General features: G+C 61.5%; 14 protein-coding genes. 11 read left to right on the top strand and 3 right to left on the bottom strand.

What is annotated here, in order from left to right; all coding sequences use genetic code 11:
* Nucleotides 1-34: 34 nt before the first annotated feature.
* Nucleotides 35-511, bottom strand: a complete 477-nt coding sequence (locus FXB41_RS10990; RefSeq protein WP_219681772.1) for a lipocalin-like domain-containing protein — start codon at nt 509-511, stop codon at nt 35-37.
* A gap of 29 nt (nt 512-540) precedes the next feature.
* Nucleotides 541-1,299 (bottom strand): SDR family oxidoreductase, encoded by a 759-nt coding sequence (locus tag FXB41_RS10985; RefSeq protein WP_219681771.1) that lies wholly within the window; start codon nt 1,297-1,299, stop codon nt 541-543.
* Between the two features lie 143 nt (nt 1,300-1,442).
* On the opposite strand from FXB41_RS10985, the gene FXB41_RS10980 reads away from it, so the two are divergent.
* From FXB41_RS10980 to FXB41_RS10930, 11 genes are all read left to right on the top strand, one after another.
* Nucleotides 1,443-2,672, top strand: coding sequence for a metal-dependent hydrolase family protein (locus FXB41_RS10980; protein WP_219681770.1), 1,230 nt, complete (start codon nt 1,443-1,445; stop codon nt 2,670-2,672).
* A gap of 300 nt (nt 2,673-2,972) precedes the next feature.
* A complete protein-coding gene (locus FXB41_RS10975; protein ID WP_219681769.1) occupies nt 2,973-3,728 on the top strand; it encodes a helix-turn-helix transcriptional regulator in 756 nt (251 codons plus the stop codon).
* 134 nt (nt 3,729-3,862) lie between these two features.
* Nucleotides 3,863-5,485 carry a glycosyl hydrolase family 79 N-terminal domain-containing protein gene (locus FXB41_RS10970; RefSeq protein WP_376707494.1) on the top strand — a complete coding sequence of 541 codons (1,623 nt, stop codon included), beginning with the start codon at nt 3,863-3,865 and terminating at the stop codon, nt 5,483-5,485.
* Nucleotides 5,486-5,502: 17 nt separating this feature from the next.
* Nucleotides 5,503-6,054, top strand: coding sequence for an NADPH-dependent FMN reductase (locus FXB41_RS10965; protein ID WP_219681767.1), 552 nt, complete (start codon nt 5,503-5,505; stop codon nt 6,052-6,054).
* Nucleotides 6,055-6,091: 37 nt separating this feature from the next.
* Nucleotides 6,092-6,415, top strand: a complete 324-nt coding sequence (locus tag FXB41_RS10960; protein WP_219681766.1) for an XRE family transcriptional regulator — start codon at nt 6,092-6,094, stop codon at nt 6,413-6,415.
* Complete coding sequence (locus FXB41_RS10955; protein WP_219681765.1) at nt 6,402-6,929, top strand: FUSC family protein; 528 nt, start codon at nt 6,402-6,404, stop codon at nt 6,927-6,929. Before FXB41_RS10960 ends, FXB41_RS10955 begins: the two co-directional genes overlap by 14 nt.
* 43 nt (nt 6,930-6,972) lie before the next feature.
* Nucleotides 6,973-7,833 (top strand): 4,5-DOPA-extradiol-dioxygenase, encoded by an 861-nt coding sequence (gene ygiD / locus FXB41_RS10950; RefSeq protein WP_246648754.1) that lies wholly within the window; start codon nt 6,973-6,975, stop codon nt 7,831-7,833.
* Between the two features lie 13 nt (nt 7,834-7,846).
* A complete protein-coding gene (locus FXB41_RS10945; protein WP_219681764.1) occupies nt 7,847-8,284 on the top strand; it encodes a DUF2231 domain-containing protein in 438 nt (145 codons plus the stop codon).
* An 8-nt stretch (nt 8,285-8,292) separates the two neighbouring features.
* The gene (locus FXB41_RS10940) at nt 8,293-9,600 is read left to right on the top strand and encodes a PQQ-dependent sugar dehydrogenase (RefSeq protein ID WP_219681956.1); all 1,308 of its coding nucleotides are present in this window, start codon (nt 8,293-8,295) and stop codon (nt 9,598-9,600) included.
* Between the two features lie 270 nt (nt 9,601-9,870).
* Complete coding sequence (locus tag FXB41_RS10935; RefSeq protein ID WP_246648753.1) at nt 9,871-12,303, top strand: AAA family ATPase; 2,433 nt, start codon at nt 9,871-9,873, stop codon at nt 12,301-12,303.
* A gap of 166 nt (nt 12,304-12,469) precedes the next feature.
* Nucleotides 12,470-13,321 carry a class I SAM-dependent methyltransferase gene (locus FXB41_RS10930; RefSeq protein WP_219681762.1) on the top strand — a complete coding sequence of 284 codons (852 nt, stop codon included), beginning with the start codon at nt 12,470-12,472 and terminating at the stop codon, nt 13,319-13,321.
* Between the two features lie 276 nt (nt 13,322-13,597).
* Here FXB41_RS10930 and FXB41_RS10925 read toward each other — a convergent pair whose 3' ends face one another.
* Nucleotides 13,598-13,951: a hypothetical protein gene (locus tag FXB41_RS10925; protein WP_219681761.1), complete on the bottom strand. Its 354-nt coding sequence runs from the start codon at nt 13,949-13,951 to the stop codon at nt 13,598-13,600.
* Between the last annotated feature and the right edge of the window lie 407 nt (nt 13,952-14,358).

Here is a 14,358-nt window from a genome sequence, read left to right as displayed (position 1 = left end):
CACAGCCTCGAAACTCCTCTTGGAAGGGGGCCGATTATTTGCCTGGCGCCATGGCGGTCACGTCAGCTCGCCGCCACTCCAGATAGGACATGACGGTCTTGCCCGACGACGAGATCGGGCTGGCGCTGCCCAGGAAGAGGCGATCGCCCTCGATCCGGACGTTGCGCGCCTGGGTCTGGCCGATCCAGTTCGGGAACAGGGAGATGAACATCGAGTGCGTAAGATGCTGCTTCGCCTTATCGACGTGGAACGGACCGGTGTAGGCGATATAGCTGGTGGCTTCGCCCTTGAACTCGGCGTCCGTCGCGACGAACCAGTCGCCGGAGGCGAACGGCTTGCGGTCCGGCTTGGAGAGTTGCGCCGACATGAAGCAGTCGGGCGCGTACATGATAATTCCCTTTGGATTGGTGCCCATGGGGTAAAAGGACGGCGAACCGTCGACCGGCCGTTCTTCGTAGGAGATCAGGCTCCAGGCGCCTATGAGCCGGTCGCGCAGACTCTTCTCGGTCATGATCGCTCTCCTCGCCGTGCGGCGCCTGTTCAGTTTCTCTGCATGTCGCCGTCGATCGGCATGATCTGGCCCGAGATCGACTTGGCGGCGTCCGAAGCGAGAAACACGGCGAGCGCAGCGATATCCTTCGGATCGACCAAATATGGCAGCGATTGATTGGACATCGATTCGGTCCTGATCTCCTGGATGGACTTCCCGCTCGCCTTCGCCCGTCCCTCGAAGACCCTATGGATCCGGTCACCGTCGACGGCGCCGGGCAGGATCGCGTTGGCCCGGATGTTGTGGGCGCCGAGCTCCATCGAAAGCGTCTTCGTGAAGCCGATCAGCCCCCACTTCACGGTGGAATAGGGGCTGCGGTTCGGGTAGCCGAAGCGCCCCGCCGCCGAGGACATGTTGATGATGACGCCATGGCCCGATTCGATGAGGTGCGGTATAGCGGCCTTGGTGATGAGGAACGTCCCCGTGAGATCGATTTTGAGGACGGCTTCCCACTGATCGGGATCGACGTCCTGAACGGGAGCGGTCGGGCCCGAGATGCCCGCATTGTTGACCAGGATGTCGACGCCGCCCCCGAGCTGCGATGCCGCGTCCTTCATCATAGCTTCGATCTGCTTTCGATCGCCGACGTCGCATACGCCGGTCTTCAGTCCCGGCAGTTCGCGCGCCGTCGCATCGAGCGCGGCACGGTTGATGTCGCACGTGTACACGCTATCGCCCGCCGAAAGAAAAGCCGCCGCGATTTCCTTGCCGATTCCCGCAGCTCCCGCCGAAACCAATACCCTTCGCATGGTCGCCCTCCAAAGGCATCTCCGAACGGGAGGATCGGCCTTCCGGCTGGGTCCAGAAACCGACCTGATCAGGTCGGTAAGGCCAATCTGCCGCAGCGGCTAACTTTGTTTGAATCGTAGCCAATGGGCCGAGGAGGCCGGAGATGACAAGCAAAGTCGTGGTGTGCGGCAAGCTATTCGACGGCCAGAGCGACATGATGCGCGGTCCGACGGAAATCCTGATCAATGACGGCACCATCGTCGAAGTGTCGACCTCGGTAGGCCGTCCCAATAGCGCCGAAGTCATCGACCTGAGCGAGCGTGCGGTGTCGCCGGGATTCATCGACACTCACGTCCACCTCTGTATCGACGGCCTGAATCTCGCCAGGCAGACGATGCAGTGCTCCCCCGCGAAGGCCCTCGCCGGACTGTACTACGCGCAGCAGTACATGCGTTTCGGTTTTACCACGCTTCGAGACATGGGCACGCTGGATCCCGAATGGCCGACCGTGAATCTTCGCGACGCCATCGAGAGCGGGATGGCTCGGGGGCCGCGTCTGATCGTTGCCCCTCACATGATCAGTGCGACCGCCGGGCACGGCGACATGCAGGGCATGTTTCCGTGCCGATGCCACATGGGTCTGTCCAGGGTCGCGGACTCTCCGGCCAAGATCCGCGAGTTGGTACGAATGGAGCATGCCTTCGGCGGCAACTGGATCAAGACGATGAACACCGGCGGCTATATGAGTGCGGGCGACGATCCGGCCAGAGTGACCTGGTTCGAGGACGAGATGCTGACCCTCGGGCAGACCGCGCAGCAGCTTGGCCTACCGTTGGCGGTCCATACCGGTGCGGCGGAGGGGTGCAAGCAGGCCCTGCGCGCCGGCGCGCGTAGTTTGGAGCACTGTTACCTGATCGACGACGAGGGCATCGCGATGGCGGAGAAGGCCGGCTCGTTTCTCGTTCCGACGATGCAGATGACGAGGGAGGACAAGGCACTCATGAAGGCGGGCAAGCTTCCAGAGCACGCGGTCTGGAAATTCCGCCGCGACGTCGCGGAGATCGAGAAGGCTCAGAAGCGCATCGCACGAAGCAAGGCGAAGATCGCTTTCGGGACGGATTGCGGAATGTTTCCTTTCAGCGAAGGCGTCCTGGAGTTTCAGGCGATGGTAGCCGCGGGTATCGATGCCGTCCGGGCGATGAAGGCGGGTACGAGCGTCGCGGCCGAACTGTTGCAACGCGACGACCTCGGCGTGATCGCGCCTGGCAAGCAGGCGGACATTGTCGCGATGCCAGGTGATCCCTTGGCGGATATTGCCGCCACGGCGAAGGTGGACTTCGTCATGAAGGGGGGGCGAGTCTATCGGCATGGAGCGTTCGAAATACTTCAGTGAAGTGCCGCCCTTCGGAGACTCGGGGCTCGTGAGGATCGCATTCCGTCGAGACGGGTGTGGGACGTGCTCGATATGCCCCCGACCGGAAGAACATCGTGGCGACCACGGGTCCGTTGACGACGCCGGTCGACGGGCAACATCAATGCCTTCCGGTTCATAGAAGGGAGATGGAACCTAGGGCCATCGGCGTTGAAGCTGACCCGTCCGAGCGTCACCCGATTGGGACTCGCTGCGCCCGGGCAAGTGCGCTATTCTGTCGCAGGTATAGTTCAGCCGCCTGGGCCGCCCCGGAGAATGTGGATGAAGCATTACCCCTCTCGCGAATTCGATGCGTTCAGGTCCGCCGCCGAGGGAATGGTGGGGGCTCTCGCCGCAGCGAAAGACCTTTCGGAAATCGACCGGATTTTCGTCGAGCGGATCACCACCCTCGGCTTCCACACTGCGGGCTATATCCGTGTGTTCGGCCAGGGCCAGTTCCACTCCGCCGAATTCCTGTTCGGCGGGACCGTCCCGAATTGGGCGGAGCGCTATCAGGCGCAGTACTACCGGATCGACGATCCCGTCGTCTCGGCAGCCTGCCGCATGACAGGCGCCTTCACGCTCGACGAGGTAGCCGGCACGTCGCGCCTAGGCGCCCCTATCCTCAAGGACAGCCGTAGATACGGCCTCTACGACGGCTTCTGCGCACCGATCCGGGCGGAATACGACGAGATGGGCCTGGTGATGCTGGGAACGGGTCGATTACTCCATCTCGGCGATTATGAGCGTTTTCTGCTGCAGGGAATGTGCGAGGCCTACGCGCAAGCCGGGCTCAAGATGCATCTTGCCCCGCACGCGGCGCCGCCATCCCTGACCCGGCGGGAGACGGAATGCTTGAGGTGGGTCGCGATAGGCCGCAGCGACCCGCAGATCGGCATGATCCTCGGTCTCTCGCCGAATACCGTGCACGCGCACGTGGAGGCGGCGAAGTGCAAGCTCGGCGCCAACTCCAGGGCACAACTCGTCCTGCGAGCGGTGATGGCCGGCATTCTCAGGTCGGACCCCTCGCAGCAATAATCGCCGCCGAACCCGCTTGTACGAGAACTCACCTGATCAGGGGGGTACCGGCATGCCGCCGCAGGCCCGAAGATGATCGCTCCAAGACGCGCCATCGACCGTCGCGAAGCGAGCTCCATCCCGAAGTGCGTGCGATGAAAATCATCAGGTGCAGGAAACGCGCCGACGCGATACCGAAGGCTTGTGCGACCGCGACGATAGTTGCCCTTGGTCTCGTTGCGGACGGTTACGCGAGCGCCGATCCGATCACACCTTCGAAGCTCCCGCAAATCTCCACTGTCGACGAACGCTTCCAGTCCTACAACGTCGAGATGCTGGAGGTGACCGGCGGTCGCTTCTGGAAACCCTACAAGGACATCATGAAGACCTCCGCGCCGGCGAGCGATCACGTCGCCGGTGCAGCGTCAGGCACGGCCGCACCAGCCGGCATGAGTCCGGACCTCTATCAGTATCGCCCACCAATCGATCTCACCAACCGGTGCCTGCGCGCGCTCGCACGAAACCTCGGTCCGGCCTACGTGCGCATCAGCGGCACCTGGGCGAACACGACCTACTTCACCGACGCGAAGACACCGCCGAAGACAGCGCCCGCGGGCTATAATGGCGTGCTGACGCGCGATCAGTGGCTGGGAGCGATCGCGTTCTCGCGTGAGGTCGATGCGCCAATCGTGACCTCCCTTCCGAACAGCGTGGGCGCGCGCGGACCGGACGGCGTATGGCGCCCCGACCAGGCGCGCCTCTGGTTGGCCTTCACGGTGGCGCACGGCGGAACGATCGCCGCAGCGGAATATTTCAACGAACCCACTCTGGCTTCGATGGGCGGCGCGCCGAAAGGCTATGACGCGGCCGCCTTCGGCCGCGACTTCAAAGTCTTCGATGCATTCATGCGTAAGGAATATCCTCGCGTCAAACTTCTTGGACCCGGTTCCGTCGGGGAAGCCGATGCACCCTGGTCCGTGGCGAGCGGCGGCTACGGCGAGATGACCGTCTTGAAAGCCGGTGAACTCGCGGCGTTTACCGGCGATGCCGATGCGTTCTCCTATCACCACTACGGAGCGGCATCGGAGCGCTGCACAGCGACCGGAACGAGCGCCGCCGATGCACTTTCGGAACAGTGGCTCGGGCGAACCGACAAGACACTGGCCTACTATCGCGCGGTCCGCGACAAAGCGATGCCCGGCAAGCCGTTCTGGAACACGGAGACGGCAGACGCGGCATGCGGGGGAAATCCTTGGGCCGGTACGTTCCTCGATACCTTCCGCTATCTAGATCAACTCGGACGCCTCGCACGGCAAGACGTCAAGGTCGTAATCCACAACACCCTCGCAGCGAGCGACTACGGCCTTCTGGATGAAAGCACCTACGAACCGAAGCCGAACTACTGGGGAGCCCTGCTCTGGCGGCGGTTGATGGGTACGACGGTCCTGGATGCGGGGCCTTCCCGGGAAGGACTTCACCTCTATGCACAGTGCCTACGCGGTAAGCCAGGCGGGGTGGCACTGCTCGCGATCAATAACAGCCGGAGCTCTTCGAGTTCAATCGATCTCGCCACTGAGAGCCTTCGCTACACCCTGAGTGCCGATCCAGTTCAGTCCGGGACCGTCAAGCTGAACGATGCGGTCCTTAAGCTGGGACCAAACGATGCCCTACCGGAATTGAGAGGGCAGGCGACGGCGGCCGGCTCCATTTCGTTTGCTCCGGCCACCATCACGTTCCTCGCGATTCCGGAGGCGACCAATGCCGAATGCAAGGGTTAACAACGGAGGAAAGTCGAATGGATAAACGCGATGTTGCCGTGATCGTGGGCAGCCTGCGGAAGGACTCGATAAACCGCAAAGTGGCGCACGCGTTGATGGAGATTGCGCCCGCTGATCTGAAGCTGTCCATCGTGGAGATCGGCCAGCTCCCGCTCTACAATCAGGATGGCGACGACAATCCGCCGACCGAATGGACGTCGTTCCGCCAGCGCATCGCAGCCGCCGACGCGGTCCTCTTCGTGACGCCGGAGCACAATCGATCGGTGCCCTCAGCCCTCAAGAACGCGATCGACGTCGGCTCACGCCCCTACGGCAAAAGCGCATGGAACGGCAAGCCGGGCGCGGTCGTCACTGCATCGCCTGGCGGCATCGGAGGCTTCGGGTCCAACCACCATCTGCGGCAGTCGCTCGTCTTCTTGAACGTTCCGGCGATGGCGCAGCCGGAGGCGTATATTGGAGGTGCGGACAAGCTGTTCGATGCGAGCGGCAAGCTGGTCAACGACGGGACGCGAAAGTTTTTCGAAGGGTTTATGCAATCCTTCGCGAAATGGATCGCGTCGAACCACTGATGATCCGTAAGGCGGCCGTAGCTGCGAGAGGATTTTCATGAGCAACGCGATCGAAATGACTGGTCGACTAATTGCCGCAGCGCGCGCGCTGACTGGCATCAGTTTGGACGACTTTGCGACCGCCGCAGGACTTCCCTCAGAAGCCCTGCAGCGGATGGAAGCGAACGGGAGCGCGTGGCTTCATTCGGAGAGCGACGCGAAAGCCGTCCGACGCGGTCTGGACCATTTCGGAGTGATCGTCATGGACGAAGCCGACGGTCTCGGTGCAGGCGTCAGGTTGAAGTTCACGCGACAGGACGCGAGACAGATCGCTCGCTTGGAAGGCGAAGGCGGGATCGTCGGATCCGATGACGCGCATTGAGAAGCGGCAGGCCATCGATGCCCATAGTACGGGTGCTATGCGATCGATTGCGGAACACATGGCGGGAGGTCGCCGCCGCCACCGTCGCTGCGCCTTTGGCGTGGGTCGCCTCGGAAAAACTATTCGGCCATCCCAACCGCTCTTTGCGTCCGTGATTGCGGTCGTCGCCTTGGGTCCGGGCATCGCGAGCCACCGCGAGCAGGCATGGGGGCTCGTCGTCGGCGTGGCAACGGGAATCATTATCGGGGAACTCGTGCGGTTCGTTCCCTATCCGGCCGTGGCGATGGTAATCGGCGTCTTTGTGTCGATGATGATCGCCGCCTGTTTCGCATTGGGTCCGGTCGTGCCAATTCGAGCCGGCGTGTCCCTCCTTCTGGTTCTGACGCTCGGAGCGGAGACTGCTGGCCTCGTGCGCTTGATCGACGTCGTCATCGGCGCGATCGTCGGACTACTGTGCGGGAGACTGTTCCTCAAGCTCCCGGCACCCCAACCAAATTCAGCGACTTCTCGGTGATCGGCGACCGGTCGGGCTTCGCATGAAAGAGAGCAATGATCTCATGAACGCACAGACGAGCCGCATGCCGGCACTCTTCATCGGACACGGCAGCCCGATGAACACACTCGAGCTCAACGGCTTCACGCGTGCTTGGCGGTCGCTCGGCGAAAAGCTGCCGAAGCCGAGGGCAATCCTCGTCGTGTCGGCGCATTGGTTCATCGGAGCGACGGCGGTGACTGCGATGGCCAGGCCGCGCACCATCCATGACTTCTACGGCTTCCCGAAGCCGTTGTTCGATTTCGAATACCCGGCCGACGGCTCGCCGGAGGTAGCCGGCGAAGTCGTGGAAGCGGTCAAGCCCGACTGGGTCGGCCTCGACCAGGATCAATGGGGACTGGACCACGGAACGTGGAGCGTCCTGGCGCATCTCTATCCCAACGCCAACATTCCCGTCGTGCAGCTCTCGATCAACGCGCTCAAGCCGTTCGAGTATCATCTCGCCTTGTCCGCGCGCCTATCGTCGCTCCGCGACAAAGGCGTTCTCGTTCTTTCGAGCGGCAACGTCGTGCACAACCTTCGGCTAGTCGAGTGGAACAAGCCGACCGAAGGCGCGGACTGGGCGCATCGCTTCGACGAAGCGGTTATGCGGCAAATGGCGGAAGATCCCGCGGCGATCCTGAAGCTCAACGAGCATCCCGATTTCGCGCGGTCCGTGCCGACGCCCGACCATTACATCCCCCTGCTCTACACGGCAGGCATCGCCGCGGCGGAAGGCCGGTCGCAGCCGCTCATCCGGGGCTACTCCCTCGGGTCGCTCTCGATGACCAGCTACAATGTCGGGCCCGAACTCAACCTGCCCGCCACTGCAGAAGGTATCTCCGACATGCCCAACAACGTGCCTGCCGACCAAACCAACATCTGATTGGAGAGAGCACATGGCCAGATTGGTGCCCGGAGTCAGTCACAAATCACTGCTGCACCCCCTCTTCATCGCTGCGGGGTCGACCCTGCTGATCGCCGGGTTGGCCACCGATATCATGTACTGGAATACATCGAACTGGCAGTGGGCCAACTCGTCGGCGTGGTTGATTGCTGCAGGCTTGGTCCTCGCTCTCGTCGCCACGATCGCCCTAATCATCGATTTTCTCACGAGCCGAGCCGGACGGATCAACTGGATGCCGTTCCTTCTCGTCGCAGTGGCGGCCCTGCTGTCGCTTCTCAATGTTTTCGTTCACAGCCGCGATGCTTGGACATCTGTCGTACCGCAGGGAATTTCGATCTCCGCGATCGTGACGATCCTGCTCCTCATGGCCGCCGCCAGCGGTTGGAAGGTGACCACCGTTCGTACCACCGCCGTCGGAGACCGCCTGTGACCCACGCAATGCTTCGAGCCGTGCCGGCCCTCTGCGCGTTAGTCGCGCTAACCGCCTGCGACCAGGGCGGCGATCCCATGCGGCAATACGGAGCTGATCCCTACCTTCCGGAGCCGCAAAACTATCTTTTGCCGCCCATGAGCGTCCCAAAGGCGGTGGGCTGGGAACCAGGGGAGACGCCAACGGTCCCCGCAGGGATGAAGGTTCAGGCGATAGCGATGGGGCTGATGCATCCTCGCATCGTCTACCCGCTGCCGAACGGCGATGTCCTCGTCGTCGAGGGCAACAGTCCGGGCACCACGCCTTTCCGACCCAAGGATTTCATCCAGGGCAAGGTGAAGGCGAGGGCTGGAACGGCCGGCAAGGGCGGCAACCGCATCACCCTGCTTCGCGATGCCAACGGCGACGGAAAGCCGGAGGAACAAACGGTTCTCGTCGACCACCTTCACTCGCCCTATGGCGTCACGTATGTGGACGGCACCCTCTACGTCGCCAACACGGACGCGATCATGGCGTTCAAGTACGCGCTCGGGCAGACCAAGATCACCGAGCCCGGTGTGAAGCTCGCGGACCTTCCGGCCGGACCGATCGACCACCATTGGACCAAAGCGATGGTCGCCAGCCCCGATGGGTCCAAGCTCTATGTCGGCGTCGGCTCCAACAGCAACATCACCGAAAACGGCCTCGACGCCGAAGAGGGGCGGGCCGCGATTTACCAGGTCGACCGCCTGACCGGCGCGAAGCGCATCTTTGCGTCGGGCACGCGCAATCCGACCAATCTGGCGGTCGATCCCCAGACGGGCCGGCTGTTCGCGGTCGTGAACGAGCGGGACGAGATCGGCCCGGACCTCGTCCCAGACTATCTCACCGCGGTTCAGGAGGGTGCCTTTTACGGCTGGCCTTACAGCTATTGGGGCCAGCACGTCGATGTTCGAGTCCATCCGCAGCGACCCGATCTAGTGGCCAAGGCGGTCAAGCCGGACTACGGCCTGAGTTCACACGTGGCCGCGCTCGGCCTGGCGTTCAGCAAAGGCGAGACGCTCTCCCCTAAATTCAGTAACGGCGTTTTCGTCGGTGAACACGGCAGTTGGGACCGCAGCCCGGTTAACGGATATCAGGTGATCTTCGTACCGCTGGTGAACGGTCGGCCGGAGGGTAAACCGGTCTCGGTCGTCACCGGATTTCTTGGCAGCGACAACGACACGGTGCGGGGCCGGCCCGTGGGCGTAGCTCTCGACCGCACCGGCGCGCTGTTGGTCGCCGACGACACCGGCAACGCCGTGTGGCGCGTCAGCGCGGACAAGCCCGGGCAATAAGCTGGATCAACACGGATGGCGATTGGCCGCTGAATGCCCAGGGAAATATCGGAAGGGTCGGCGCGGATCGCATTCCCGAACCGCCTCGAAAAAGACCGAGATTGATGGCCCGCACCGCCCAGGCAGGTGGTACACACAGGTGGTCACAAACGTCGGCCGTGGCTTTCGAGAATCCTTGTTTTTCGGCGTAATTCGCGCGTTCGCGGCCTAAGGGGAGAGATTCCCACTCTCTCCCCCAAATCGTCATGTGCTGAGACACGGACTATAGCGATGGGGCGACCCGCGCGCTCCTCTCGCGATGTTTCGTCGTCCAGCCGTGTGTCAATCGGCGCGCGATTTGACCCTCTCGTCAAAGTTCGGCGCTTATTCACATTCCTGAAAGGTTGCGCGCCGAAGAGGGGCTTGGCTGTGGAGGAACGACGCAACTCCGGGGGAGGGCGCGGACTTGCCAGGCCGCCTCGCCTCGGCCCACATCTCGCTGATTGTTATCTGAGATGCAGGCCCAGGCGACGTAGACGCGAAGCTGGACGCAATCAATTCGAGATTGCCGGCATCCCACAAAGTCTAATTGAGACGTTCTCGAAGCGATCGCGCCAGATAGAGCAGCTTGTCGGACGGGACGCGACCGGCGCGCAAAAGGAATTGGCAGCGCTGGCAACGCGCGGTTCAAAAGATGAAGTCCCGGTGGGTAAGATCCTGGAGGCTCGCTGGAAGGAAGAGCTCGTGCAAACTGGCACCGATCCATGGGAGGCGGTGCGCGACTTCGTGCCTGGTCAAGAGGCCGACGCGGCCGTCGAACGTGAACTTGATCTTCCAGAAATCGAGGGGGCGGGTCCGGTTGCGGTTGCCGCCTCGAAGCTCTTCCGGCATCAGAGTGTGATCACCCGCAAGGAGTTGGTGCATGGAGCACTCATCGAGGCGGCCATTCGCGCGGTCAGCATCGACCAGGTTTGGGCAGAGCTGCGGTCGTTCGAGGAGCGTGGAATTGTTCGTAAGCTTACGGGCGAAGAACGAGCAGAATACTGGACCACGCCAGCTATAGCTGCCGCCGCAGCAAGCCTGCTACGATCCGCGGATCGCCTGAATGAGCAGGACTGGTTTCCACAGGACGCGCTTGAGGCGGCGCTCGCAAACGCGCCCTATCTGTCTCAGGAACAAGCCGATGCTGTCAGGTTTGCCGCCAATCGCGATGGGGTGACTATATGCGAGGCACCCGCCGGCACTGGGAAAACGGTGATGACGCAGGCGCTGGTCGAAGCTGCCCAGCCCTCCGGTCTCAAGATTTTGGGATTGACGCCCACCTGGGTGGCTGCTGACGAACTATCAAAATCTTGCGGTATTGAAGCATGCGCTATCGCTAAATGGCGATACGACCATGAGCGCAAAATCGGATCCGAGATTGATGCCAATACACTGATTGTTGTCGATGAGACCGGCTTGGCCGGCGTGCGGGATCTCGAGACGGTCTTAAGGGTGGCTCATGACTCGCACGCTAAGGTTGTGTGTCTCGGGGATCGGCGCCAACTCCAGGCCGTGCCAGGAGGCAGCGCGCTGAAAGCGATCTCCGACGTGATTGCGCGCGGTGCAGTTTTATCGCAAGTCCGTCGACAAACGGTGGAGTGGCAGCGCGCAGCATCGATGGTGATGGCCAGAGGTGATTCCGACGCGGGTCTGCGGGCTTACGCGCGGCAAGAAAAGCTCGAACTTGTATCGGGCGACGCCAAGGCGCAGGCCCGCGTCATTGAGACGTGGAATAATTATCGCCAGGCGCATGGCGATGACGTCTTAATCATTACACGCCGAAATTCTGATGCCGCAGCTCTCAATAGAGCGGCGCGTGCTGTCCTGCGTTCTGAAGGGCGCCTAGTAGGTGAGGATTTATCTCTCCTCGCCGTTGGCCGTGACAAGAAAATTGGCACGATTGAGCTTGCCCAAGGTGACCTCATCCGGTTCAGTGAAAATCTTCCCCGATTCCGCATTCGCAACGGAACCCGTGGTACAATCGAGCGCCTGGCGCGAGACGATGCTGACGTGAAAGTCGCCGTTCGGTTCGACGACGAGCGCATGATCGAAACGGAATGGGGATCTCTAGCTCGCGAGCGCGCCGAAGGTCCACCTAGGCCACCGCGTATTTCGCTGGCCTATGCGGGCACGGCGTATTCAGTGCAAGGCCGAACGTCCGCTGCCGCCGTGCTGTACGTGGCGAAGCCGACGGACGCACGGGAGGTTTATGTCGGACTTACGCGACATAAGATCGATGCTTACGTTGTCGCCGAACGCAATCGGCTTGAGGCTACTGTAGCGAAGCACCAACTCGACCCGCGCATGGTCCCAGGGGAGGCTGCAATTCGTGAGCGGCTTTTCAACGAAGCGACATCTTACGCAAAAAAGGTGAACGTTGTGGATTTCGCCGACGATCGCATTGAATTCGCACGGAACGGCCAACTTCAAATGCGATGCGAGGCAGGATCGCTCAACGTCGGTCGAGTTGCACGCGCAGCACGGCGGATGTTGGAGGCTTCGCGCGAAATGTCAGCCGATACGTCTCTCACCATCGCCACTTGGCGGTTGATCGACAGTGCGCGTCAAATCAGGCAAGATATTGCGCAACGCGTGCGCCAAACTATTCAAGCGATTAAGAACGGTATGGATTTCAGAGCCAAAGAGCGCACGGTAGCTCGCGAATGGGACGGGGGGCGTTGAGATGAGCCAACGTGTGTCAATCGGCGCGGGGTCCCGACGCCGATCGGCGAGCTAAGCTATTGACCTACCAAGCGGTGGAGGGGGCAATCTTGAAGGCCCTTTCACATCTAGGATGTTTGCCCGCTTCCGGAGAGCTGTTATTGTTGAGCGGTCTTGCGTCTAGGGGATGATGATTTTGTCTCCAGCAGAACTGTCTAGCAGCGAGGCGGAACGACTGCGGGCCTTCGAACGCCAAGGTCATGATGCTTTGGCGAAGAGCTATCATGCATTTTTTGCGGCGGTGACTGCTCTAGCCACCGATCCTCTTTTCGACGACGTGCATTTGCACCGTGGTACACGTCTGCTGGATGTCGCGAGCGGACCGGGTGCTCTTACAGCCGAAGCCGCAAATCGTGGCGCACGCTCGGTCGGTGTTGACTTGTCGCCGCGGATGATAGAGCTGGCGCAGCGACTGTACCCCACGATCGAATATCGTGAGGCAGACGTAGAACATCTCCCATTTCCCGATCATACGTTTGACGCAGTCGTCTGCGCTTTCGGGCTTGGACATTTTCCCCGGCCAGAACTTGCTGTCGCAGAGTGCGTACGAACCTTATCGCCCGGCGGACGCATTGCGTTTTCTTGGTGGGGTGATCCGTCGCGCCAGCGTATTCAAGGCATCTTCCGTGACGCGATTGCCGAGATCGGCGTATCGGCTCCGCTGGACGTGCCACAGGGCCACAATGTGTTTCGTTATTCCAACTCGGGCGAATTCCTCCAGTTGCTAGACGGAGCTGGCCTCACGGAGGTGAAGGTCACAGAGCACGCTGCAACCTACTTCGTCCCCGATACGGAGACCCTTTGGCGAGGCGGGTTGGGCAGTCTCGTTCTGACCGGCGCTGTCATCCGGAAGCAAGATCAGGCGACTCAAGGCTTGATCCGAACCGCGTTCGAACGTTGTGCCAGCGTCTACAAATCAGCCGATGGGCTGAACCTGCCTATCGCGTTCAAAATAGGCTCGGGCCAGCGACCGACTTGAGGGGCGCACAGGCGCAATGGGTCAAATGCGACCTGGGGAGGAGGGCTGCTGTTGTGAAGATTTTCGGACGTCCCCGTAGCCCTAGCATAGCCCTTCTCGCCAGCAACTGAATCTGACCGGATACGTTGCTCGGAATCGCGTGCAGCGTGTCGATTGCGGCGCGTTGGTGCCCTGTTGCAGGGTGAAGCCCGCCGCTGGGCATGGCTTCACGGAGTGGCACCAAGACAGCGATGAACGTAACAGATTGAGCGACTAACGATCGGCGGCTCGTCGTAACTATTGATCTCGGTCAGCTTCAAATTGATCGGCATAGCCCCACATCGTGGCGGCGGTGCCTCTCTCCGAAATCAATTGAATTTCCCAGGGCCCGTATGTAGTTGCAGGCATGGAAACGACGCGCACTCTCTTGCCGGCCCCAGGTCGGGTACAGGCGAGACTACGAATGCGGGCTCCGTCGTCCTGAGCCATTGCGACGATTGCCTTTCGGATTTGGAATGGCGTTTCGCAGATCACAGTGTCAGCCATCGTCCAAAAATAGGACGTCTTGACGTCTACTGATCCATCCGATTGCCAGCGGAGCCAAACGGCCCCAGCAACCGCAAAGGCGAAGCCAATGTCGAGGAGGCGCATGAGACCTCCATACCGGCCCCGGCGCGGCTCCGGCCGCGGGTATCCGGTCGAGATCTACATTACAGGACAGTCCTGCTGTGCGCCAGAGCCGAACCCAAAGATCTGGAGGTGATGTGGTGATTTGTACGCGCCTTGAAGCCGCGCATCGTCGCCGTGGCACTCAGTGACCGTTGGCTGACACAGGCCAACCAAGCAAACCACCATCGACCCGATTCCTGTGACGGACTCGATGGAAAATGATCGGCTGCCGCAAGCCAGAAAAGCCGGGCCGTCGGAATCCAATTAGGAGCTTTCACTGAATTTGCGGCCGGCATGCGCAGAGGCAACTGCCATTAACCTGCACCGGCGGGCAACTCTGGCAGCGACATGCATTGATGCGCACTGCCGGAGATGGGTCCGCGCAGCCC

The sequence above is a fragment of the Bradyrhizobium canariense genome (assembly GCF_019402665.1).
Lineage (GTDB): Bacteria > Pseudomonadota > Alphaproteobacteria > Rhizobiales > Xanthobacteraceae > Bradyrhizobium > Bradyrhizobium canariense.
Note: the sequence above shows the minus strand (reverse complement) of the source record. Positions and strands in the feature narration are given on the sequence as shown.